This is a genomic window from Dyella sp. 01L423, assembly GCF_056399945.1.
In genome coordinates this window covers 1,239,399-1,262,846 of record NZ_JBFTSI010000001.1, presented here as the reverse complement: position 1 = coordinate 1,262,846, position 23,448 = coordinate 1,239,399, and the positions used below count along the sequence as shown (strand labels likewise).

The following is a 23,448-nucleotide window of genomic DNA, read 5'->3' as shown; positions in this document are numbered from 1 at the left end:
GAGGTGACGACGATCGCAATCTTCATTTGTACAGCCAGTTTCTGGCTGCTGCTCTACATCTTCGCCGGCTACCCGCTGATCATGTGGCTGTGGGGCAAGCTGGTGCATCGCCCGGTGCGCAAGCAAACCATCCTGCCCACCGTATCCATCGTCATCGTGGTGCGCGATGGCGTGCGACATATCCGGGCCAAACTGAAGAATCTGCGCGCGCTCGACTATCCGCCGGAATACATCGAGATCATCGTGGCCTGCGACGGGTGCAAGGACCGCACCGCCGCGCTCGTGCGCCATGCCCACGATGCCCGCGTGCGAGTGCTGGAATTCCCCGTCTCCCGCGGCAAGGCACTGTGTCTCAACGATGCCGTGTCCACCGCGCGTGGCGAAGTGCTGCTGATGACCGACGTGCTGCACAAGCTGTCGCCGCTGGCCCTGCGCGAACTGGTGAGCAATCTCGGCGACCCCCGGGTGGGCGCGGTCAGCGGAAGTCTCGAGCTGGAAAACGTCACCAGCACATTTGCGCGAGGCGTCAGCGCCTACTGGAACTACGAGAAGTTCATCCGCCACGCGGAAAGCCGTTGCGGCTCGTCCATCGGCGTATGCGCTGCGCTCTATGCCGTGCGTAGCGAGCTGTTCAAGCCACTGCCGCCGGACACGCTGCTGGACGACGTGCTGATACCGATGGATGTCGCCGCCTCCGGCCGCCGGGTGGTGTTCGAACCGCGCGCCGTGGTCTGGGGTGAGACCGCGCAACTGCCACTGGACGAACAGCCGCGCCGTATGCGCGCCATGGTCGGCTGCTTCCAGCTGGCCGATGTGGCGCCGTGGCTGCTTTCTCCCGCTCGAAATCCCCTGTGGTTCCAGTTCGTGAGCCACAAGTTGCTGCGCCTGCTGGCACCCTGGCTGCTCCTCTCGCTGTTGCTGTCGACGGCCTATCTCGCACGTCACCACATGGCGTATGGCGCTCTTTTGGTGGTTCTGCTGTTGTGTATGGGCCTGGTGCCGATTGAGCGGGCCCGTCCGCATGCCGGACGCTGGCTGCCCGTGCAACTGGTGGTCGCCTTTTTCTATCTCAATCTGTACGCCGCGCAGGCTTCCATCGCCTACGCCCGAAGCCGAGGGGAACATCTATGGTGAGCCCGACGTCGAACGAAGCGCGAACCGTCGGCATCCGCGAGCGTCTCGGTGAGCTTTGCTACAACACCGGCCTGCTCAGCCCGCTGCAGAAGATGCGCGCGTTGTGGCAAAAGGATCTGCGCATCCTGGCCTACCACCGGGTGATGCCGGTACCCGATCCGGACCAGTACGAATTCGACATGGAGCTGATCAGCACCACGCCGGAGGAATTCCGCGAGCAGATGCTGCTGGTCAAGGAGCGCTATCGGCCGATGCGCCTCACCGACGTCGCCGCCGCCATCCATGCCGGCGACGCGTTGCCGCCCGATGCCGTGGTGATCACCTTCGACGACGGCTACGACGACAACTATCGCATTGTCTATCCGATCCTGAAGGAACTGGGCGTCCCCGCGACCTTCTTCATTTCGACCGGCCATATCGACAGCGGGCGGCCGTATGCCTACGACTGGCTGGTCCATATGATCTTGCTGGCCAAGACGGATCGGCTGACGTTGCCGGAACTGGGCATGGACGTACCGATGCCGGCGACGCGCGCCGAACGCCGCGAGCTTGCCGGCAACGTGCTCGACCACATGAAGGAGATCAGCGCGATCGAACAGGCCGCCATGATCCGTCGCCTCGAACGCGAGTGGCAGATGCCGTCCGATCATGCCTACCCCGCCGACTGTCGTCCGATGAATTGGGACCAGCTGCGTGAAATGCGCGCGGCGGGCCTGGAAATCGGCTCGCATGGCGTCAACCACTGGATGCTGTCCAAGCTGCCACGCGCGGAGCTGGAACGTGAAGTATTCGACTCGCGCAATGCGTTGCTGCGCGAACTGGGACCGATGTCGCTTTTGATGTCATACCCGGTGGGCAGCAACCGCGCCTTCGATCAGCAGGTGATCGAAGTGACCCGCGATGCGGGGTTTGATCTGGCCTGCAGCTATATCAGCGGCACCAACCTGCAGCCGGCAGCCAACCGCTATTCGCTCTATCGCATCGCAGTGGAGCGCTACTACGGCAAGGCGTGGTTCGCCGCATTGCTCACTTTGCCTGGTCTCATCGGCTACCCGACACCCGCTCATCTGGCCACGACCGACGAATCATGTTCCCACTGATCCTCTTCTACGTCGTACTCACCATCGTCCGACCGCAGGAATACATCCCCGCGTTGATCGGCTTGCCGGTGCTGCCGGTGGTGTTGGTGTTGGCGTTTGCCGCGTGGCTGGCGTCCGGTCTGCGCACGGCGCGTGCACCGCAGTATGGGATCTTGCTGGCCTTCTTCCTGGTGCTGATGGTGTCGGAGGTCGCCAACGGCTGGCTCGGCGGTGTGAAGGAAGAGATGGGCAAGTTCGGCCCCATCGTGCTCACCTTTTTCATGATTGCGGCGGCATGCACGACCCAGCGACGCATCCTGATCCTGATGGCGGTGATGGTGTTGTGCTCGACCGTGCTCGCGCTGCACAGCGTCGGCCAGGCGCACAGCGGCGTCGGTTGGACCGGCATTCCTATCGGCGAGGATGGGCGTGTCCAATACGTGGGTATTTTCAACGATCCCAATGACCTGGGCATGTTGTTCGTTTCTGTCTTCCCCATGGCCGCCCTGCTGTGCAAGCGCGCGGGCTTCATCGGCAAGCTGTTCTGGCTGGCCTGCATTCTCACGCTGTTGTACGGCGTCTATCTGACCAATTCCCGTGGCGCCATGCTCGGCGTGCTGGTGGTGGTCGGTGCCTACATCTGGTACCGCCGTGGGCTCGTGGTTGCCGGCATCCTTGGCGCGATCGGCCTGGCGGCAATGAAGATGCTGTCCTCGCGCATGCAGGAACTCGATGCCGGCGAGGAATCGGCCAATGGCCGCGTAGACGCCTGGTACGAAGGCCTGCAGATGTTCAAGGAGCACCCGATCTTCGGCGTGGGCCCGGGCAATTTCACCGACTACAACCATCTCACCGCACACAACTCCTTCGTGCTGGTGCTGGCGGAGACCGGTTTCGTGGGCTACCTGCTGTGGCTGGCGCTGATCGGCTACAGCTTCTGGATGATGGCGGCCGTATTGCGCCTGAAGCCGGACGCTGCCGCCGAACCCGAGCGATACGCTGCGTGGAGCGCCGAACGGCCGATGGCGCTGACCCTGCTGCTGTCATTGTGCGGCATGTTTGTATGCGCGTTCTTCCTCAGCCGCAGCTACATGATCGTGCTGTACGTGGTGCTGGCCATCGTCACCGGCTTCTATCTGGGCGCGCGCCAGCGCGTCGAAGGCCTGCCCGCCTTCAGCATGAGCGAAAGCGGCGTGCGCTGGATTCCTGCCGCGGTCGGCAGCATCGCAGGACTGTTCGTGCTGGTGAGCATCCTGCTGAGGACGACGGGATGACTACAACACGATCGATGTCGAAGAACGGTTCGATGGAGTATTCGCCATGAGTGGTTGGTACGAGCAGGCTTTCCGCCGCGTGCTCTATCCTGCGTATGAGAGCGGCCTTCGTCGCCGCAGCACGCTGTCCTGGCTGGCGTCTTACGAGCGCGACCAGTGGTACTCGCCCGAGGCCATTGCCGAGTTGCAGTTCCGCCGCCTGAAGACGCTCCTCGAACACTGCTACCGCGAGGTGCCCTACTACCGGCAGCGCTGGCGCGAACTTGGCATCGAACCGGATGACATCCGCAATCTGCAGGACTATGCGCGGCTGCCGGTGCTGACCAAGGCCGATATCCGCGAAAACTTCAAAGACCTGCAGGCGTCTTCCTGGACTGGCCGCCTGCTGTTCAAGCGCACCGGCGGCTCCACCGGCGAACCGCTGGAACTGGGCTATACGCGCGAGAGCTACGATCGGCGCATCGCCGTGATGTGGCGCGGCTACGGCTGGGCCGGTTCGCGGCCGGGACGTCGCACTATGTATTTGTGGGCTGGCACGGTGGGTACGCCCGGGCGTGCGCACCAGCTCAAGGACAACATCTACAACGCGGTGTTTGCGCGACGTGTACTCAACAGCTTCGAGATGACGGAATCCAATCTCGCCTCCTACGCCGATGCCATCGACCAGTATCGGCCCTCCATCCTGGTGGGCTATGTCAATCCGTTGGCCCAGCTGGCGCAGTGGATCGTCGAGACGGGGTGCAAGGTGCACCGCCCCGACGCCGTGATCGGTGCCGCCGAAGCGCTGCATCCGCATCAGCGCGAGACGATACGGCAGGCCTTTGGCAGCCCGGTCTACAACACCTACGGTTGCCGCGAATTCATGCTGATCGCCTCCGAATGCGCCCATCACCACGGTCTGCACGTGAATGCCGATCACCTGGTGGTGGAGCTGCTTGATGGCGACGGCCAGCCGGCCGCGCACGGCCCCGGCGAAGTGGCCATCACCGATCTGTCCAACGACGGCATGCCGTTCATTCGCTACGTCAACGGCGATCTTGCTACGGCGTCGAGTGCGGCAAGTTGCCCCTGCGGTCGCGGGCTGCCCCTTCTGGAGCGCGTCGATGGACGCGTGCTTGATGCCATACGCACGCCGGACGGACGCATCCTTCCCGGCGAATTCTTTCCGCATATGCTCAAGGATGTGCCGGGCTTGTCGCGCTTCCAGTTGGTGCAACGGCAGCTCGACCGGCTGGAGCTCTCCATTGTGCGTAGCGGTGAGTTCAACGACGACTCACTCGCCTACATCAAGCGCGAAACCGCCAAGGTGCTAGGCGACAGCGTGGTGCTGGACTATCGCTTCGTCGATGAGATTCCACTGACGCGCAGCGGCAAGCGCCGCGTGACGCTTTCGGAACTGGCATGAATATCACGCACGTGGTTGAAAACCTCAATCGCGGCGGCCTCGAGCGCATGGTGCTCGACCTGGTGCAACTGCAGCAGCAGCAAGGCCATCAGTGCCAGGTGGTATGCCTGTATGAATCCGGCTCGCTGGCCCACGAGCTCGATGCGGCCGGCATACCCGTGGTGGCCTGCAACAAGGGGCGCGGCATCGACCTGCGTGCGCTGGCCCGCGCACGCTGGGCGATCGATCGCCACGAGACCGACGTGCTGCACACCCACAACGCGGTGGCGCACTACCAGGCCGTGCTCGCCTCCTGCGGCCTCGACGTGCTGCGCATACTCAATACGCGGCATGGCATGGGCGCAGGCCAGCGTACTGGCCGAAAAGAATGGCTTTATCGGCGGGCGTTGACTCGCACCGACCTTGTCGTGACCGTCTGCGAAGCCGCGCGACGCAACGGCGTTTCGCGCGGCATGTTGCCCAAGGCGATGACGCGCGTCGTGCCCAATGGCATTGCGGTCGATCGCTTCGTCCCCGCATCCCGGACCATGCGCCAGCACGTATTGCACCTGCTGGGCCTGGACGAGCAGACCTTCCTGATCGGCAACGTGGGTCGCCTGAACTGGACCAAAGACCAGACCGGGCTGATACGCGCCTTCAGGCAGGTGCATGAGCAGCATCCGCAGGCCGCGCTGCTGCTGATCGGTGACGGCGAACTGCGTGCCCAGCTCGAAGTCTGTGCCGCGGGGGAAGGTGTGCGCGGGGCGGTGCATTTTCTCGGCGACCGCAACGATGTGCGCGACTTGTTGCAGGGGCTGGACTTGTTCGTGCTGTCCTCGGCCAGCGAAGGCTATTCCATGGCGCTGCTGGAAGCCTGCGCGGTAGCGCTGCCCATCGTCGCCACTGACGTCGGCGGGAATGGTGAGATCATCCAGAGCGGCCGCACCGGCCAGCTGGTCCCGCCGGGCGATGCCGACGCACTGGCCGAGGCCATCCTGCTGCTGTTGCGCGAACCGCATCGCGCCTCGGCTTACGGGCGTGCCGCACGCAGCTGGGTCGAGCAACATGGTTCGCTGGAAGCCATGGCCGACCGCTACGAGCGCCTGTATCAGGCCGTGGAGTGCGCGGCGTGAGCCTGAAGGTACTCGTACTGACCAATCTGTTTCCCTCGCCCTGGGACCCACTGCGCAGTCCGTTCAACCGCCAGCAGCTCGAGCGGCTGGGCGAGGTCCACGAGGTGGACGTGATCACGGCGGTGGACTTTCGCGAACGTTTCGGCCGCAAGCGCCAACCGTTCCGCGTGAACCATGTCAACAGCGAGCAGTTCGTGTTCTTCTATCCGCCGGTGATCGGCCGCTCGCTGCATGCCGCCTGCTGGCTGGCTTCCCTGCTGGCCCAGAAATGGCGGCGTCTGCGTCGCGTCCACTACGACTGCATGCTGCTGAGCTGGGCCTACCCTGATGCCGCGGCAGCGAGTTGGATGGCGCGACATCTGGCCATTCCCTATGTGGTCAAGGTGCACGGCACGGATCTCAACGTGAAAGCCGAGCAGGGCCTGATCCGCCCGCAGATCCGGCAAGCTTTGCGCGGTGCGCAGGCGGTGGTGGCGGTGAGCCAGGCGCTGGCGGACAAAGCGGTCGCGCTCGGTGTGGATCCCTCGCGCGTGCACGTGCTGTACAACGGTGTCGAGCCCAACCTGTTTACGCCGGGCTCACTCAGTGAGGCGCGCAGCAAGCTGTCGCTGCCGCAGGACGAACGCATCCTGCTCTACGTGGGCAATCTCAAGGACAGCAAGGGCTGCCTCGACCTCCTCGAAGCCTTTCCGCGCGTACTGGCCACGCATCCAGACGCCAACCTGGTCTTCATCGGCTCCGGCCCGAGCCGCGAGCCACTACTGCAGCGCGCTGCCGCGCTGGGTTGCCAGGAGCGCGTACGCCTCGTCGGCGCCATCGCGCACGACGCACTCGGCGACTGGTTCCGCGCTGCTGACCTGCTGTGTCTACCCAGCCACAACGAAGGTGTGCCCAACGTGGTACTTGAGGCCATGGCCTGCGGCACACCTGTGGTCGCCACCCGCGTGGGAGGCATTCCCGAAGTGTTGCCGGAGCATGCTGGCATGCTGGTGGATGTGCGTGATCGGATTGGATTGGAAGGTGCGCTGGTGGATGCGCTTGGCAAGGCGTGGGATACGCAGCGCATTGCTGCGCATGCGAACCGGTTTCGTTGGGACGAGAACGTTCAACAGTTGAGCGGCATTCTTGAGGCGGCGGCGATGAGTCGAGCGGGAGAGGTGAAGTATTCGGCGTCGTGAGCGGCCTGTTTGATTGGTTTTTGCGCGTACGCCCAGCCGTCGCAGTCTCGCTCGCCTTCCGCGGGCTTCCGTCCTCCTGCCGGAGACCGGGTCACTTTTCTTTGCTTGCCCTGAGAAAAGTAACAAAAAGAAAGGGCGCCCCGAGGGCCAAAGCCACATCGAGAGCCGCGCAACGGCCGGTGTTACCGGGTGTATTTTTTTGTAGGAGCGCACTTGTGCGCGACCAGCCTATGGAGCGGTACACCCACGCGCTGCGGTCGCGCACAAGTGCGCTCCTACAAGGGTGTGGCAGGGCCATGCGGCGCGATCGGCTTTTTTTGTGGGAGCGCACCCTGTGCGCGACAAGCCTACGGAGCGGCACACCTCGGCGTGGCAGTCGCGCACAGGGTGCGCTCCCACAGACAAGCCGGCACGCGATGGCTGACAGGCTAAGGCCGATGCGCAGCGAGGCTCCGCTTTAAGTCCTCAGCGCCATGGCGCGTTGCGAAGCGATTGGAACTATCCGCTGTGTAGCGGCGGAGGTTGCCAAGCCACGACACACCTCAAGCGTTCGGGCTTATCCCAACGTAATGCTGCCAGCTCTTGAGGCCATTCTCTTTGGGTTACTTTTCTCTTACTCCGGGCATCCTGCCCTCCGCCTTTCGGGCCGGCTTCGCCGTTCGCATGCGCTCCTGCGCATGCGTGGGCCAGCAAGAGAAAAGTGACTCGATCGGCGGCAGCCGTTCGAAACGCCTGCCGCGTAGGCGGCACGCTGGCGGGAACGCGACAACAAAGACGCAAAGTCACTGGATGACCAGCCATTCGGCTGTTGAAAAGCGCCTCCGTCCCTCGCCCCCTTTTGGGGTGCGCCGGGATGACGAGCGAGTATTGAATGCACCGCCCGCCCCCACCCCTACTTGTCCGAAGCCGGCGCCAACACATCCCCCACCGCCACATCCCCGAACATCAAATCCATCCCTCGCCGCAAGCCAACCCGCGGCTCCCACCCCAACACGTCACGCGCCACGCGCTGATCGAAATTCGCCAACGGTCGCAACGACCTCACCCGGTAGCGGGTCAGCGGAACATTCCGATGCAGCAGCTTGCCCAGCCCTTCCACGCCCACGGCCAGCATGAGCAACAAGCCTGTCGGCCAGCGCATCAGTCGCAATCCCTTGCCGCGCTTGCTGCGCACACCATCGAGATATTCGCCCTGCGTCACGATCGCCGGATCGACCACATGAATCACCCGCCCTTGCGCTGCCGGCACATGCGCGGCGAGCAAGAGCGCATCCACGACGTCGTCGACATAAACAAGCGGCAGCGTCTGCGACGATGAACCCACTGCAATCCAGCGACCGGCGATGCCCAGCGTTCCATTGGGTGTGGTGTTTTCCGAGCCTGGGCCAACAATCTGGCCGGGGCGAATGATCACCGCGGGCAGTCCGTGATCGCGGATCGCGTCGCGAACCAACGTCTCCGCCGTCAGCTTGGTCTGCGTGTAACTGCCGCGCCAATCGGGGTGAGGCTCCAGCGTCGATCCCTCATGGATCGCCACGGCCGGATCGCGCCCTGCATGGTCAAGCACGCTCATCGAGCTCACATACACCAGCCTTTGCGTCGCGTGCTTCAGGCAGGCGTTGACGATATTGCGCGTGCCCCACACCGTGCCGGCTTCGAACTCGCGTGGGCCACCGCCCATCGCTGCACCCACGTGATAGACCGTGCGTACACCCTGCACGGCGTGTTCCACGATGCGCGGGTCACCTAGGTCACCCACCACGATTTGCTCGGCTAGCGAAACAAGACGAGGATCGGGTCGTCGTACCAACACACGCACGCGCTGGCCATTGCGGCGGAGCGCACTCAGCAAGCTACGACCTAGAAAGCCCGATGCACCGGTCACCAAGACATCGACAGGTTCGAGCGCGGCGTACCGTGCTTCCAGCTCCTGCCTGCGCTCTTCATCGGCGCGGCGGCAGGCCGCCTCCATCAGGGCAATGGGGCGACGACCATCTTCCGCACTCACCGGCGGCGCCTTGCCATCACGCAAAGCCTGCGCAAACGCCTGGGCGCCAGCCTGGATGCCCGGCGACGGCCGCAACCGGCCGGTGGCAAAGCGAAGCACGTTCCACGGTATGCGGAACACATCGCGCACAGCACCGAAGAATGCGCCCATCACGATGCCGATGAATTTCGGTCCCGGCAACACGCGACGTACATGGCACACCTGCAGGAAACGATCGATCTCGATCACGCCGCGCGTGCCCTGCACCACGATGCGGTTGATCATCGGCCGGATATTCCACGAGAGCATGATGCGCCCGGTGCCGGCCGCGCCCTCTGCCGTGGCCTGCCACTCGTCGAACTTCAGCGTGGTGGATTTGCCGGTCGAGCGATATCGAATATCGACCTGCGCGAGCTCACCGAGAAACGCCTCCAGCGTGTACAAGCCATGCACACCCAGATCGCGGAACGGATAGGAGCCCTGCGCCACCATGCCTGGCAGCGGGCCGCCGCCATACGGCGGATAGTCGGAGCTTCGCCATACGTCCACCGCCACCAGGTCGCCGCAGCTACCCGCGTCAACCAGCGCCTTGGCCCGCATCACCATGGGATCGAACAAGTCCGAATGATCAACCGATAGCACCAAGGCCTTCTCACGCGCCTTGGCGATCATGGCGTCGCACTCGGCCACCGAATCGGCCATCGGCTTTTCCACGAAGACGTGGCAACCCATGTCGAGCGCACGCAGGGTCAACGGGCAATGACTGGACGGCGGCGTCAGCACATAGATGGCATGCGGGCGAGCTTCGCCGAGATCGGCAAGATCCGAAACCACCCGCTCGATACCGAACGTCTGCGCGAGTTTGCGCGCAGCCTCCACATCAAGATCGCAGATGCCGACGATCTCGACAAAGTCGAGTCGCTTCAGCGCCTCGATGTGATAGCGCGCCACATAGCCGGCACCCACGATGCCGATACGCAGACGGTTGTCGACAGAAAAATTCATCCAGGTACCCGACGGTCAGCCAGTGTCATGTCCGCCGTGGCCAGCGACGTGGCGACTTCGCGCAGCACGTCTTCCACACGGCGATCCCAGGTTTGATCAGCTACCGCCGCCATGCGTTCGGCGGCGCCCTTGAGCGGTCCATCGGCCAACACTTGATCGAGACCGGCGAGGAAATCCTCATGGCCGTCGGCGATGCGCACGACGGCCGCGAATCGCGCGATTTCCGGATTGCTCACCGCCACGATGGGCTTGCCGGTGGCGAGGTATTCGCGCAGCTTCAGCGGATTGGCGTTTTCCACTTGGCGATTGCGCCGGTACGGAATAATCGCCGCGTCGAACGCCTTGGCCCAGCCGGGCAGGCTGCCGTAGGGCTGCGCGCCGGCCAGCACCACGTTCGGCAGCGCCTCCAGTTCGGGCACTTTGATGGCGGCGTAGCCCACCAGCAGGAAAGTCCATTGGGGGCGCGACCGTGCGAGCCAGGCAATCAGCTCCACATCGATCCATTCGTGGATCGAACCGAAATAGCCCACCACGGGGCCGTTCAGGTCGCGCGCCAGGGCGGGGACCTCGGTCGCCGGATCGGCCGCGCGGGCAAACAGCTTGGCGTCCACGCCGTGTGGCGAGTAGCGCGTTTGCGGGTTCTGCGCCTGCTTGGTGGCCAACAAGGCGGGCGGCGCCACGAAGACGATGTCCGCGCACTGAGTGAGCGCCAGGTCGCTGGCAGCGATGACCTCGGCATCCACGCCCGGATGAGCTGCGTAGTCATCGATGCAGTAATAAACACAGAAGCTTTCGCCCAGACGCCGCGCGAGAAAGCCCGGATGCGGCGTCACGAACCATGAAATGCGACGCCGGGTGCCCAGCACGCGCATCGCGCGCCGCAGCGCCCACTGGCTGAACAGGCGATTGAACAAAGGCACACCGGGAACCCGGCGAAACGGCAGCTGCGGAACCGTGCAATGCCAGAAATTGGTGTCGACACGCTGCGGCGCGCGAAAGGCTTCGCGCAATTTTCGAAATGCCCGTCGCAGGTCGCGTCCGCTGGCCTGCGGCGCACGCATGCCCGGGGAATCCACGTATAGCACCGGCATATGCGCGGCCAAGCGCGTGGCAACGTGATGGCTGCTGGTGCGGTTTTCCGCCCACCAGTCGTTGCCAAAATAGACCACGCCGTAATGCTCTAGCATGCCAGCTCCCGCGCGAGGGCCGGGCGTACAACCACCATGGCCTGTCCCCTGTCCAGGTTGATCACCAGAAGTGAAGAGCGGCGCACTAAGCATGAGCGCCGCCGGTTAGGTACGGAAACTGTTCCGTCCACTATTCGATAGCAGCAGCCTAACCCAACGCCCCTGGCCCTCCCATCCGTCGAATTGCCAAGGCAAACGGCGCCAAATGCCTTGTTTCCCGTCGTTTCTGCACAACCACGCGCGGCCGCAGCGCGGGCTATCGGCCGTTCGCCATAGCCTGTCGGTGGCATGCCCCATTGACTATGTGCTCGATGGATATCGCGGGCCTTTGGCGACAAAGTGGAGCCTGGCAGGACGGCGCCCGTTCGTGGTCTCCGCCGCTGATGGACGCCCTTCCGGCGCTCGCCCATTCACATCCTTTCCGTGCGAACTGTCGTCATGACGCTCCGGCCGAAAAAGATGCAGTTGCTGCAATGGATACCGCATGCGGTGGTGTTCACGCGCGCGCCTGGCGCCGATAAGGCGCTATATCTCACGTTCGACGACGGCCCCAATCCCGACCACACACCTGCCCTGCTCGAACTGCTGCGCAGGCACGGCGCCAAGGCCACGTTCTTCCTGATCGGGCGCGAAGCCGAGCGCTATCCGCAGCTGGTGGAGCGCATCGTCGAAGAAGGGCATGCGCTGGGCAACCACTCCTATAGCCACCCGATGTTCGACGCGCTGACCCACACCGAGCAATGGGTGGAGGTCGAGCGCACCGATCAGGTGCTGTCCAATTTCGACGGACTCAGCCATCACGGTTTTCGTCCGCCGCGTGGCGTGTTCTCGCTGCTGCTGACGCTGCGCTTCGCGCTCAGCAAGCGCAAGCTCGCCTACTGGTCGTACGACACGCTCGATTATCAAGGCCGCGAGCCGGAAGAACTCGCTGCACGCCTGCGCGCACAGCCGCCGCGCGCAGGTGACGTCATGTTGATGCATGACGACAGCGACTGCTCGCGCCGCATGCTGGAGCAACTGCTGCCCGAATGGGAGCAACACGGTTTTACCTTTCGCGCGCTACCTGCATGACGCTCGGCAGCGCACCATGCGGACCGCGCGTGCCATGGCACCGCGACCGCTGACAGGGGATGTGAAATGAGCCTATCGACAGGCCTGGCATTGCTTGTGTTGGTGGTGCTTGCAGCCGCGTTCTGCATCGTTGCGTGGATGGCCATACGTTCGCGCAACATGCAGGTATGGCTGGGCAGCTATCTGCGTCGAAGGCCACGGCCTGCCGTGGCTGGTCCCACGCACATCATGTTCTGTTTCGTGGATCACTATGAGCCGGCCTGGGGGCGCGTGGATCTCGACACCCAGCGCAGCCGCGTCGACCGCTGGCACAGCGGCTATCCCGCCATGGCCTCGCGCCATCGCGACGCCGATGGCCGCCCGCCCCAGCACACCTTCTTCTATCCCGAGGAAGAATACCTGCCCGAACACCTCGACAAGATCGCCGAGCTCTGCGCCAACGGCTATGGCGAGATCGAGATCCATCTTCACCACGACAACGACACGCCGGAAAACTTCTGCGCCACCATCTCGCGCTTCAACGAGTTGCTGCACGCGCGACACGGGGCGCTGTCGCGCGATCCGCATACAGGCCAGCTGCGCTTCGGCTTCATCCATGGCAACTGGTCGTTGGACAACTCACGCGCGGACGGTCGCTGGTGCGGGCTCAACAATGAGCTGATCCTGCTGCGCGAGCTAGGCTGCTACGCCGATTTCACCCTGCCCTCCGCCCCCAGCGAAACGCAGACGCGTGCAATCAATTCGATCTACTACGCCACCGACGATCCCTGCCGTCCGAAATCGCACAACACCGGGATGCCGGTGCGCGTCGACGGAGCGCCAACGGGCGACCTGATGATCGTGCAAGGCCCGCTCGGGCTCGATTGGAAACGCCGGCGCAAACTGATCATGCCGCGCATCGAGAACTCCGACGTGCGCCACAGTTGTCCACCGACGCCGGAGCGTGTCGATGCTTGGGTACGCACCGGCATCCACGTGGAAGGCCGCCCGGAATGGATCTTCATCAAGATCCACACGCACGGCACGCAGGAACGCGATATGGAGACGCTGCTCGGCGGCCCCATGCACGCCATGCACGAGCATCTCGAGTCGGCGTACAACGACGGGCAGCGCTACGTGCTGCACTACGTCACCTCGCGCGAGATGTACAACATCATCAAGGCCGCCGAAGCCGGCATGCAGGGCAACCCGGCGCGTTACCGCGATTTCGAACTCCCCCCGCCACCGGGCGTCACCCGGTGGACGTCCTCGGCATCATCGCCCGAACAGCGCGCCAGCGTTGCGATGGTCGACGTTCCAAGCATGGAGTAGGCACGATGCATTGGCGAGCCAAAGGCGTGTTGCAGAAAGTGCTGGGGCACGTGCCTGGCGGCGAGCGCGCGCACTACGAGCTGCAGCGCCGCTTCGGCGGCCTGCGCGGCTTCACGCGCGAATTCGACATCAAGATGGACGACTGGCGCCTGATGGCCGGTCACCTGCATGAGGCGGGTGTTCCGATCGACGGCGCGCGGCTGTTCGAGATCGGCAGCGGCTGGTATCCCACTTTTCCGTTCGCCTGCTATCTCGGCGGTGCCAGGCAGGTGATCACGGTCGACCTGAACCGGCATATCAAGCTGGATCTGGTCAGGGAATGCGCGAGCCATCTGGAACGCCACACCGCCTTGATTGCCGAAGCCTGCGATGTACCCGAGCGCATCGTTCAACAGCGCCAGCAGTTGCTGGTGGCGCGCCTCGAGCTAAGCGACGACGTGAGCGCCGCCACCGACGGCGTGGTGGTCTACGAGGCGCCAGCGGATGCATCGCGTACCAGCCTCGGCTCACAGGAGCTCGATTGCGTTTTCTCCAACAGCGTGCTGGAGCATGTCGTTCCGGACGCGGTCGACGGGATTTTTCGTGAAGCCCTGCGCATCCTGGCGCCCGGCGGCATCATGTTCCACTCGGTGAACTGCGGCGACCATTACGCCTACGTCGACCGCAGCATCAACCAGCTCAACTATCTGAAGTACTCCGATAGCGAATGGCGGCGCTGGGACAATGCCTTCCTCTACCAGAACCGCATGCGTGCCCATGAGTTCGTCGATCGGGCCAAAGCGGTGGGTTTCGATATCGTATTGAACACCGAGTGCGCGCGTGAATCGCGCCTTGCGCAACTGGCGGCGATGCAGGTGCATCCGCAGTTCGCCCATATTCCGCCGGAACGCCTGTGTGTGACCTCGATTGATTTCATCGGCCGAAAGGGCCGGTCCGAGGCCAGGCCATGAGCGCCGCCCTGGTCAGCGTGGTGATGCCTGCCTACAACGCGGAGAAGTACATCCGCGGTGCGGTGGCTTCGGTGCTGTCCCAAACCTATGCATCATGGGAACTGGTGATCGTAGACGACTGCTCCACCGACGAGACGCCAGCCCTACTCGACTCGCTTGCCGAAGTGGACGATCGCGTCCGCGTGATTCACGCCAGGGAGAATGGCGGCGTAGCAGCGGCACGGAATGCCGCCATTGCAGCGGCCCGCGGCAGCCATATCGCGTTTCTCGACAGCGACGACGGCTGGCATCCGCGCAAGCTGGAGTGGCAGATGGAACATATGGAGGAGACGCGCGCACGTGTCTCGTACACGCCGTATGACCGCGTCACTGAGCAAGGCCATTTGCTCTCCTGCGTCAGGCCACCGGCCTCCGTCAGCTATGAGCAGATGCTGCGCAGCAACCATATCGGCAACCTCACCGGCCTCTATGATCGCAGCCTGGGCGACGCGGCATTCCGCTCGGTAGGTCACGAGGATTACGTGTTCTGGCTGGAGATGGTGCGCCGCGCCGGCTCCGCTTCATGCGTTCCCGGCGACCAGCCCCTCGCCTACTACTGCGTCCGCGACGGCTCCGTCTCCGCCGACAAATGGCGCGCCGCGTGCTGGCAGTGGCGCATCTACCGCGACATCGCCCACCTCAGCTGGCTCTCCTCGTCCCAGCATATGTGCCATTACGCGTGGGAGGCGATGAGGAAGCGGATGGCGTGATGGTTTAAGCATCCTCTGCGCGAATGGAAATGCCATCGTAGGAGCGCGCACCCTGTGCGCGACCAACCAACGGAACGGTACATCCCAGCGCTGCGGTCGCGCACAAGGTGCGCTCCTACAAGGGAACACCCAGACCTGTGCCGACCCGCACTTTGTGGGAGCGCACCCTGTGCGCGACAAACCTACGGAGCGAAACACCCCAGCGTGGCGGTCGCGCACAGGGTGCGCTCCCACAGACAAGCCGGCACGAAGGCGACGGGGCTAAAGCCAATGCGCAGCGAGGCTCCGCTTTAAGTCCTCAGCGCCATGGCGCGTTGCGAAGCGCTTTGAACTACCCGCTGTGTAGCGGCGGAGGTTGCCAAGCAACGACCTACCTCAAGCGTTCGGGCTTATCCACGCGTAATGCTGCCAGCTCTTCAGGCCATTTTCTTTGGGTTACTTTCGACGCGAAGCTAGTCCCGTGGGATCTTTTGGGCCAGCAAAAGAAAAGTGACTCGAGCGGCGGCAGCCGTTCGAAACGCCCGCCGCGTAGGCGGCACGCTGGCCTCGAGGCGACAACCGAAGACCGACGCACCTGGATCCCGGCCTTCGCCGGCATGACGAGCAAGGCCGGCCTGCTCCGGGATGACGACTTAAAAGTCCGCCTGCGCCCCTACGGCAAGCCAAACCTCACGGCGCCCTAGGCACCGGCCCCTGCAACACCACCAACACCCTCTTCGCAACACGCCCCACCGGCCCCAACTTATCCGTAATCATCCCCATCAACAGGAAATCCTCTTCGCTCCAGTAACGCACCAGGAAACTGGCCGGCAAGAACACCGCGACAAACGTCACCGCCCCCGTCATGAAAGCAAAGTGACCCGGCGTCACCGCCGCCACCAGCCATCCCGCACCCGTTGCCAGCAACCCCACCACCAACAGTTTCAGCATCGGTGCAATCGGCAGCCCAGCACTCGCCACGCGACGAATATAGAACGTGCAGATCGCCAGCTCAGCCAAACGCGTGCCTGCGTAGCAAAGCACCGCGCCCAGCAGACCAAAATGCGGAATCAGGCTGAAACCAAGGATCACGTTGATGATCAAGGCCGATCCGGAGATACGCAGGCGATCGCCTTGACGATCCGTCACCACCTGAAAGGCAGCGATGCTGTTGGTGATCAGCAGCAGCCCCGCCAATACCAGGGTGACCTCGATGGCCGGAATCGCATCGATGTACTTATTGCCGTACATCAGCGTGACCAGTCCCGGCGTGGTGACAAAACCAAGTCCCGCAATCATCAGGCCGGTGGCCCAATAGAAACGCGTCGCCTCCGACAGCACACGGGTCGCCTGCGATTGTCCACTCTGCCCGAAGGCGCGCGCCATGTAGGGCAGCAGCGTCGAAGTAAGGCCCACCGAAAACAGTTCCACCGCGCCGCGCGTCAAGGTGCCGGCGATGGCGAAAAAGCCCACGGCCGTGGAATTGGCATAAGTGTTGAGCAGGAAGACTTCGATCGTGTTCGTCTTCAGCGCAATCAGCAAGATCAGCACGGCAGTAAGACGCAAATGACGCGTCAAGCGCCTGGACATTTCATCGGGCACAGCGCCGGGGCCAAACGGCAGACAGTAACGGCGATACGCCATGCGATTGATCAGGTTCAAGGTCAGGCAGGACACCGCAAAGATGCCGACAAAGGCGAGCAGGCCTGCGTGAAACCACGTGGCAAGTCCCACCAAGGCCAGCATGATGACACCCGATATCACCGTGGCGATGGACACCGGTTCGAAGTGCTCCTGCCCCTTCGAGATGGCCACCAGCAGGCTGTAATTGGCCTTGGCCACCACGCCGATGGCGACCAACACGGTGATGGGCAAGATAAAGCCCGCCCATTCCTGCGGACGGATGATCGCCACGCCGGCAAAGAACAGCGCGATCACCACCGCGCAGCTCCACATCTGATTGCGCATCAGCCGATAGGAGATATGCGAGGCGACCTCGGGCATCTCCGCACCGTAGGCCTCGGCAATGAACTTGGTCGACGAAGTGGTCAACGCGTGGTTGCTGCACGTCATCAACCACCCGCACAGCCACACCGTGAACGCATAACGGCCGAAATCCGCCGGGCCCAGCGCGCGCGCAATCCACACGCTGATGAACAGGCCCAGTGCGTATTCCACATAGGTGGAAGCCGATACCAGCGCCATGCTCCGAAGTGCTGCCATACGACGATTCATCTAAACCTGCCCCTGCTCATGCCTTGCCGATCGTTCAGTCCAAGCCCTAGGGCGATGTGTGTACCGCAACGGGCGCGTTTGATCCGCTGCCCGGCGGCTGCTGCAGCAACCACATCGCCACGCCACTGCCGCGGTTGTTCCAGTTGAAGCGCCGTACCGTCTCGCCAATCTGCGCGCACTCGGTGTTGTAGGAGGAAGCCAGTGCGTCGAGCCGACGCTTCAGCGCATCGCTGCGCGCCGGATCGCGTTCAAAGTAATAGGCTGCGGCCACCGGCATCACCAACTCGACGTTGTGCGAGTCGCTGTACCAGCCGTCGGAATCTTCGATCTCGGCCAGCTTGCTACGGCTGGCGCCCGAGGATGCCCAATACCAGGCGATCTGCCCCTTCTCGCCGGAGCACGGATTGCGCCACTCGTGGCCCTGCACAATAGTGTTCACGTCGATCCAGCCGTAGCGCTCCAGGTAGCGCGCAAAACCGGTGATCATGTCCGGGATGCGGTGGTCGCCCGTGACTAGCCAGGTGTGCCAAAGGCCATCGATGATGTTCTCGCTCATCCACGGCGACGACCCGCGCACATCGTGTTGCGGGTTCCAGGAATCGTCCTCGTGCAGGTTCCAGCTGTTACGCCACGAACCGTCGTCGCCGAGTTTGTCCGGATTGCTGCGCTGATGGTCGTAGAGCCAGCCCACGCGTTCGCGCGCGTAGCCGAGATAGCGGGTGTCGCCGGTCAGTTCGTAGGCGTTGATGGTGGCCAGCAAGCCAAGCCCCGCCAAGCGCTCGGTGAAGCGTTCACCCGGATTCGTATAGGGCCCCGGCGTTCCGCTCCAGCCGCCGTGCTGCCACAGCGTGACCATCTTGGCGACGGTCTCCCCATCGTGCTCGCTGTCATCGCCGGTAAGCGCCAGAGCCAGCAGGATGGGCTCGACGTAGACGTACTTCACGTCGCACGGCTCCTTGCCCATGGTCCAGCCGCCCCCACAGAAGGGACTGAACGGCATGCCATCCCGTTTGATGTACTTCATGTAGAAGTGATAGCTCTGATCGGCGGCTTGCAGATAGTCGAAACGCCCCGTGCGCACATAGGCCTTGAACAATGTGCTGGGGCGATCGAACAGCCAGGCGGTGTGATCGTCGGTCGGCAATTTCTTCGCCCAATCGAATTGGGTCGACACATAGTTGGCGTAGGCCTCACCCTTGGTGGCGGGCGTCTGCGGTCCGGCAATCAGCGACGCGCAAAGCCAGGCCGGATCCAGCGTGGCCAAGGCAGCGGCCACGCGCACGCCTTGCCCATCCGTCACCAGTTCCTGCGCATACGGCCAGCCAGGCGCGTCGCGGCTGCGCGGTTTGCCGATCGAGAAGTAATAGGTGCCCTCGCCTTTGGTCAACTGGGCGCGGAATTGGGCTCGCACTGCACGAATGCTGCGGTCACGGGCATACCAGAGCAGGGTCGCGTCCACGTGCGATGGCACTTCGTTACCCGCCGCATCGAGTATGCGTAGTTGCTGCACATCGCGTAACACCGAGGGCGGAAAAGGAATGCCCACCGATACGCGAACCTCAGGGCCGTCGCCCACGTTCTGGTGCACCACGATGCGTTGCGCCGCTGCGCTATCGGCAGGTGCAGAAACCGCGGGCGCTTCGGTGGTCTTGGAGGGCGCACCATGCGACTTGTGTGAATGCGAAGCCCAGCAAGTCATCGGCAGCAAGAGCGCAAGCCACAACAATGAAGTTGCAACACGCCTGCGTCCCCGTATCGGGCGCGAAACCAGCGCGAGCGCCCTTCCCATCATCACGCCACCGACGACAATGGCGCGGGCTTGCTCACCAGCTTGCGTTCCCACAGCAGGGCTGTGCGTACGATGAAGTCGAGATCGTCGTATTGCGGCTGCCAGTCCAGCACTTGCTTGAGCCGGTCGCTGCACGCGATCAACATGCCAAGATCGCCGGCTCGCCGCGGAAGCTCGACGATGTTCAGCGCGTGCCCGTCCACCCGCGCCACCGAATCAAGCACCTCGCGCACGCTGTAACCATGGCCATAGCCGCAGTTGAGCTTAAGCGAATCTCCACCTTCGCGAAGGTAATCGAGCGCGCGAAGATGTGCCGTGGCCAGGTCTTCCACATGGATGTAGTCGCGAATGCCGGTGCCGTCGGGCGTATCGTAGTCTGTGCCATAGATGGCAAGAGAGGCGCGTTTGCCCACCGCATGCTCGCACGCCGCCTTGATCAGCAAGGTCGCCGATGGCGCCGAATGACCGATGCGCCCCTTGGGATCGCAACCGGCCACATTGAAGTAGCGCAGGATCACATGACGCATCTGCCCCGTTTCGCAGTGATCGCAGAGCATCATCTCCGACATCAGCTTGGAGCGACCATACGGGTTGGCGGGCTGGGTCGGCGTGTCCTCGTCGGCGACGCCGCGCTCCGTCAGGCCGTAAACGGCTGCGGTGGACGAGAAGATGAACTTGTCGACACCCGAATCCGCACAGGCCGCCAGCAGGTTGCGCGTATTGCAGGTGTTGTTGCCGTAATACTTGAGCGGATCGCTCACCGATTCGGGCACCACCGTATGCGCGGCAAAATGCAACACGGCATCGATGCCGTGGTGCTGCAGCACGGCGGCCACCAGCGCGGTATCGCCCACGTTACCCACCACCAATTCCGCGCCCTGCACGGCTTCGCGATAACCCGAGCTCAGGTTGTCGATCACCACCACATGCTCGCCACGTGACGTCAGCTGCTGTACGACATGACTCCCGATATAGCCGGCGCCGCCGGTGACGAGTACCTTGTGCATGATCACGTACCTGGTCGTGTGATGGGGAAATGGCGACCCATCCACTGCGCGACGTGCTCGAGCAGCAATTGGCGGTCACCGCTGAGTACGTAGGTGTGGTCCGCTTGCTTGAAATAATTGACGCTCACGCCCGGGTGATCGGCCAGACGGCCAAAGCACTCGCGGAACTGGCGGACATGGTTGAAATAGCGCGCCACGCCGCCGCTGTAGATGAAATCGAGCTTGAGTCCGCGCTGGAGCATGTCGGCGAGCTGCGCGCGTACGATTCTCGGCGGCAAGGGCTCGACCACGAAGGCTGGCTCGGCCGGACGCTGTGCCATCGCCGCTCCACGACGCGTCAAGCGCTGGCGCCATGCCGACAGGCTCAACAAGCGCGGAAGGTAGTGACGAACGCGTTGCCCCAACGTGCGATGCCCGTAGCCATCGAGGAAAAACGCACCCGCCACGCGTTCGTCGGCAAAGGCCGTCGAATGTGCGTTCTGCGCGCCGGAACAAAGCCCGAACAACACAAAGCGCGTGCACCCGGACTGGTGCTTGAGCAGCTCCATCGCGTCGCGCACATCGGCGACCACCTGTTCGGGACGCGACAGGCGCCGCCCGCTTGCGCCACTGTCGCCGATGGTGGACAGATCAAAACGCAGCGTGGGGTAACCCAGTTGATTGAGTTCCCGCGCCAGTTCCACATGCAGTCGGAACGGCCCCACGCGATGCACCATGCCGGCATTGAGAAAGATCACGCCCACGCCCTGGTCGATCAGCGCGGGCAAACCGACCACGCCGACCAGATGCCGGGCGCCACCAAAGCGGAAGGCCTGCTCGTGCATCAGGCCATCTCCTTGAGGTGGCGCTTCGCCGCATCGATCAACGGATGTGAAAGTATCGCCAGCTCGAGGCTGTCGACATCGTCCCAGCGCGGCGATACCTCCACACTGGTGCACTTGCCGGCATAACGCTCGTCCAATTGCGATGCCTCATCCGGCACGGACGAGGCGAGCCACGCCGAAGCAATGCCAGGGTCGAGCAGGCGCAGATCCAGCAGTTGCCCGCGCAGGCGATCACTGGTCTCAAAACCCGGCCACTGCGTGCTGACGTCGAGCGCCGGTCGCGCACATTCGAATCGGTTCAGGTCGACCTTCAGCGCTTCCTGCATACGGTCGTACTGCCTTACCAGGGCCGAGCCATCGGTAATCACATCCCAGGCCAAGACGCCATCCAATCGCGCCGCCTGCGCCGCTGCCAGTGCGGCGTTGGCGCCGAGCCGCGCGCCAAACGCCAGCACGCGGCCGCTGCCGTGACGCATGCGCAACTCCGTTGCAGCAGTCACCACATCAGCAAGGCAGCGCGTCCATTCAAAGGCGTGACTCTCACCCGCCGAATCGCCGGTGCCGAAATAATCGAAGCGCAGCACGGGAAAACCCGCTTCCGCCAGGCCATGAGCCAACTGCCGATACAGCCGATGGCAGCGGATCTGCTCGACGCCAAACGGCGGACACAGCAACACCGCCGCCCGCATGCCGGCAGCGGGATGATAGAAACCGAACAGCTCCCTTCCGGGACCGAAGTAAAACGGCAGTTCGGCTTCGATGCGCGCTTTCATCGGTGATATACCAGCGACACGAGAAATTCGTTCTCGTGGTAGCTCTGCTGAGCTGCCGTGCTATTGCGTAGCTGGCGGGTATAGGCAGCGCGCCAGCTCCAGCGCTGAGTGAATTGATGACTGAGGGCCAGACCGAAACGGGTGGTCTTATCAGTGCGGATGATGTTGGTGTAATCGAGGTGCTGGTAGTTGGCGAAGGCCGATAGAAACAACGTGGGCCGCAGTTTGTACTCCACGCTGACGGCGCCGCTCTTCTCTTTCTGATTGAACTCGGTGTCATTCAGGTAGGTCAGTTTTCGATAGAGCGGCTGCACGGTGATGGAAAGGCGATCGCCGCGATAGCTGTAGGTGCCTTCGAGGCTTTGATCCAGATACACCTCCGAGTCCACCACCATCGTGCCGGTGTTGATGCCGCCGCGGGTCGGATCGTTGATCAGATCCAGCGGGTTGGTCGGCACATTGGTCATGCTGTCGACGATGGTCTGGCCCGGCTGCAACAGCATGTCCTGCGCCGCATCCGAGTACTCGTAGCGCCCGGTAAGACTGAAGCTGTTGTCCACGCTCGGCCGCCAACCCACGGTGACATTTGCCAGGGGCTTGGAGGCGCTGGGAGCGTGGGTGAAGTCGATGTACGCCCAGCCCAGCGATGCATCCACGTCGAAGTCGCGAAGTGTATGCACGTAGTGCGCGTAGAACTCGTTGCGGGTGTAGTCGGGGCCGGCGTCGTTGTTCTTCAGGTCGACGCGCTGCGCCTCCACGTTCAGCGACACCTGGGTGGTGGGATTCACATCGCGAATGACGCGGAATGCGCCCAGCCCGCGCGACGAATCGAAATCGTCCACCTTCGAGGCATAGCTGTTGAGGTACTTCAGCTCAGCCTGGCCGCGGGTGGAGCCGTTGAACTGGAAATGCAGGATCGGCCCCAACGACAGCACGTTGGTCTGCTGCTCGTTGTTGGGCGAATTGCTGGCCAGTGTGTCGACCGGCTGTACGCCCGCGTCGTCCTCGATGGAAAAATCCAGTCGCTGCGGTATCACCGACCAGTTGGCCTGCGCGCCCAGCGTGCCCAGCACCTGGCTGTCGAAATTCTTGTTGCTGTAGTCGAGGTATTCCACCGTACCGACCACGTTGGCCTGAAGCGTGGAACCCACCTGCCGATAGGCAAAGTTGACGCCGGGAACGAACACATTGGTGCTTTGAGGGTTCTCCGTGGACAGCGCGATGTTGTCGCTGTGCTCCACACTGCCGAACACCGAGTACGCGAAGTCGCCAGCCCACGAAGCGCCAGGCACGACGACGAGCGCGATCATGGTGGCGCGGGCGAGCCTGTTGTAAGCCGGCATATCCATTCCTCTGACCGTTACCCCCCAAGGCGCCGTCCCACGCTGTGACGGCCCCT

18 protein-coding genes are annotated in these 23,448 nt (G+C 63.3%); 10 read left to right on the top strand and 8 right to left on the bottom strand.

Annotation, left to right across the window (positions count from 1 at the left end; all coding sequences use genetic code 11):
* Window positions 1-3 precede the first annotated feature (3 nt).
* From AC1DMY_RS05780 to AC1DMY_RS05755, 6 genes are read left to right on the top strand one after another with little or no spacing between them, the layout of a single operon-like run.
* Window positions 4-1,134 (top strand): glycosyltransferase family 2 protein, encoded by a 1,131-nt coding sequence (locus AC1DMY_RS05780; protein WP_477164022.1) that lies wholly within the window; start codon window positions 4-6, stop codon window positions 1,132-1,134.
* A complete protein-coding gene (locus AC1DMY_RS05775; protein WP_477164021.1) occupies window positions 1,128-2,234 on the top strand; it encodes a polysaccharide deacetylase family protein in 1,107 nt (368 codons plus the stop codon). Before AC1DMY_RS05780 ends, AC1DMY_RS05775 begins: the two co-directional genes overlap by 7 nt.
* Entirely contained in the window at window positions 2,222-3,487 is a 1,266-nt protein-coding gene (locus tag AC1DMY_RS05770; RefSeq protein ID WP_477164020.1) for an O-antigen ligase family protein, read from the top strand. The genes AC1DMY_RS05775 and AC1DMY_RS05770 overlap by 13 nt, the downstream gene beginning before the upstream one ends.
* Window positions 3,488-3,533: 46 nt before the next feature.
* Entirely contained in the window at window positions 3,534-4,892 is a 1,359-nt protein-coding gene (locus AC1DMY_RS05765; protein ID WP_477164019.1) for a phenylacetate--CoA ligase family protein, read from the top strand.
* Window positions 4,889-6,004 (top strand): glycosyltransferase, encoded by a 1,116-nt coding sequence (locus AC1DMY_RS05760; protein WP_477164018.1) that lies wholly within the window; start codon window positions 4,889-4,891, stop codon window positions 6,002-6,004. Before AC1DMY_RS05765 ends, AC1DMY_RS05760 begins: the two co-directional genes overlap by 4 nt.
* Window positions 6,001-7,182 (top strand): glycosyltransferase family 4 protein, encoded by a 1,182-nt coding sequence (locus AC1DMY_RS05755; protein ID WP_477164017.1) that lies wholly within the window; start codon window positions 6,001-6,003, stop codon window positions 7,180-7,182. The genes AC1DMY_RS05760 and AC1DMY_RS05755 overlap by 4 nt, the downstream gene beginning before the upstream one ends.
* Before the next feature lie 892 nt (window positions 7,183-8,074).
* Here the strand turns inward: AC1DMY_RS05755 and AC1DMY_RS05750 are convergent.
* Together AC1DMY_RS05750 and AC1DMY_RS05745 are read right to left on the bottom strand one after the other, a co-directional pair.
* On the bottom strand, window positions 8,075-10,174 hold the full coding sequence (locus AC1DMY_RS05750) for an NAD-dependent epimerase/dehydratase family protein (RefSeq protein ID WP_477164016.1): 2,100 nt from the start codon (window positions 10,172-10,174) through the stop codon (window positions 8,075-8,077).
* Window positions 10,171-11,361 (bottom strand): glycosyltransferase, encoded by a 1,191-nt coding sequence (locus AC1DMY_RS05745; RefSeq protein ID WP_477164015.1) that lies wholly within the window; start codon window positions 11,359-11,361, stop codon window positions 10,171-10,173. Before AC1DMY_RS05745 ends, AC1DMY_RS05750 begins: the two co-directional genes overlap by 4 nt.
* Before the next feature lie 438 nt (window positions 11,362-11,799).
* On the opposite strand from AC1DMY_RS05745, the gene AC1DMY_RS05740 reads away from it, so the two are divergent.
* From AC1DMY_RS05740 to AC1DMY_RS05725, 4 genes are all read left to right on the top strand, one after another.
* A complete protein-coding gene (locus tag AC1DMY_RS05740; protein WP_477164014.1) occupies window positions 11,800-12,432 on the top strand; it encodes a polysaccharide deacetylase family protein in 633 nt (210 codons plus the stop codon).
* A 66-nt stretch (window positions 12,433-12,498) separates the two neighbouring features.
* Window positions 12,499-13,743: a hypothetical protein gene (locus tag AC1DMY_RS05735; RefSeq protein ID WP_477164013.1), complete on the top strand. Its 1,245-nt coding sequence runs from the start codon at window positions 12,499-12,501 to the stop codon at window positions 13,741-13,743.
* Window positions 13,744-13,748: 5 nt separating this feature from the next.
* Window positions 13,749-14,693, top strand: coding sequence for a methyltransferase domain-containing protein (locus AC1DMY_RS05730; RefSeq protein WP_477164012.1), 945 nt, complete (start codon window positions 13,749-13,751; stop codon window positions 14,691-14,693).
* Window positions 14,690-15,442: a glycosyltransferase family 2 protein gene (locus AC1DMY_RS05725; RefSeq protein ID WP_477164011.1), complete on the top strand. Its 753-nt coding sequence runs from the start codon at window positions 14,690-14,692 to the stop codon at window positions 15,440-15,442. Before AC1DMY_RS05730 ends, AC1DMY_RS05725 begins: the two co-directional genes overlap by 4 nt.
* A gap of 669 nt (window positions 15,443-16,111) precedes the next feature.
* Here AC1DMY_RS05725 and AC1DMY_RS05720 read toward each other — a convergent pair.
* The 6 genes from AC1DMY_RS05720 to AC1DMY_RS05695 all read right to left on the bottom strand — a co-directional run bounded on the left by AC1DMY_RS05720 (window position 16,112) and on the right by AC1DMY_RS05695 (window position 23,392).
* Window positions 16,112-17,644 carry an oligosaccharide flippase family protein gene (locus AC1DMY_RS05720; RefSeq protein ID WP_477164010.1) on the bottom strand — a complete coding sequence of 511 codons (1,533 nt, stop codon included), beginning with the start codon at window positions 17,642-17,644 and terminating at the stop codon, window positions 16,112-16,114.
* A 58-nt stretch (window positions 17,645-17,702) separates the two neighbouring features.
* The gene (locus tag AC1DMY_RS05715) at window positions 17,703-19,355 is read right to left on the bottom strand and encodes a hypothetical protein (RefSeq protein WP_477164196.1); all 1,653 of its coding nucleotides are present in this window, start codon (window positions 19,353-19,355) and stop codon (window positions 17,703-17,705) included.
* A 92-nt stretch (window positions 19,356-19,447) separates the two neighbouring features.
* Complete coding sequence (gene galE / locus AC1DMY_RS05710; RefSeq protein ID WP_477164009.1) at window positions 19,448-20,452, bottom strand: UDP-glucose 4-epimerase GalE; 1,005 nt, start codon at window positions 20,450-20,452, stop codon at window positions 19,448-19,450.
* A 2-nt stretch (window positions 20,453-20,454) separates the two neighbouring features.
* Window positions 20,455-21,276 (bottom strand): alpha/beta hydrolase family protein, encoded by an 822-nt coding sequence (locus tag AC1DMY_RS05705; RefSeq protein WP_477164008.1) that lies wholly within the window; start codon window positions 21,274-21,276, stop codon window positions 20,455-20,457.
* Window positions 21,276-22,049, bottom strand: a complete 774-nt coding sequence (locus AC1DMY_RS05700; protein WP_477164007.1) for a serine aminopeptidase domain-containing protein — start codon at window positions 22,047-22,049, stop codon at window positions 21,276-21,278. The genes AC1DMY_RS05705 and AC1DMY_RS05700 overlap by 1 nt, the downstream gene beginning before the upstream one ends.
* On the bottom strand, window positions 22,046-23,392 hold the full coding sequence (locus AC1DMY_RS05695) for an outer membrane beta-barrel protein (RefSeq protein ID WP_477164006.1): 1,347 nt from the start codon (window positions 23,390-23,392) through the stop codon (window positions 22,046-22,048). The genes AC1DMY_RS05700 and AC1DMY_RS05695 overlap by 4 nt, the downstream gene beginning before the upstream one ends.
* Window positions 23,393-23,448 lie beyond the last annotated feature (56 nt).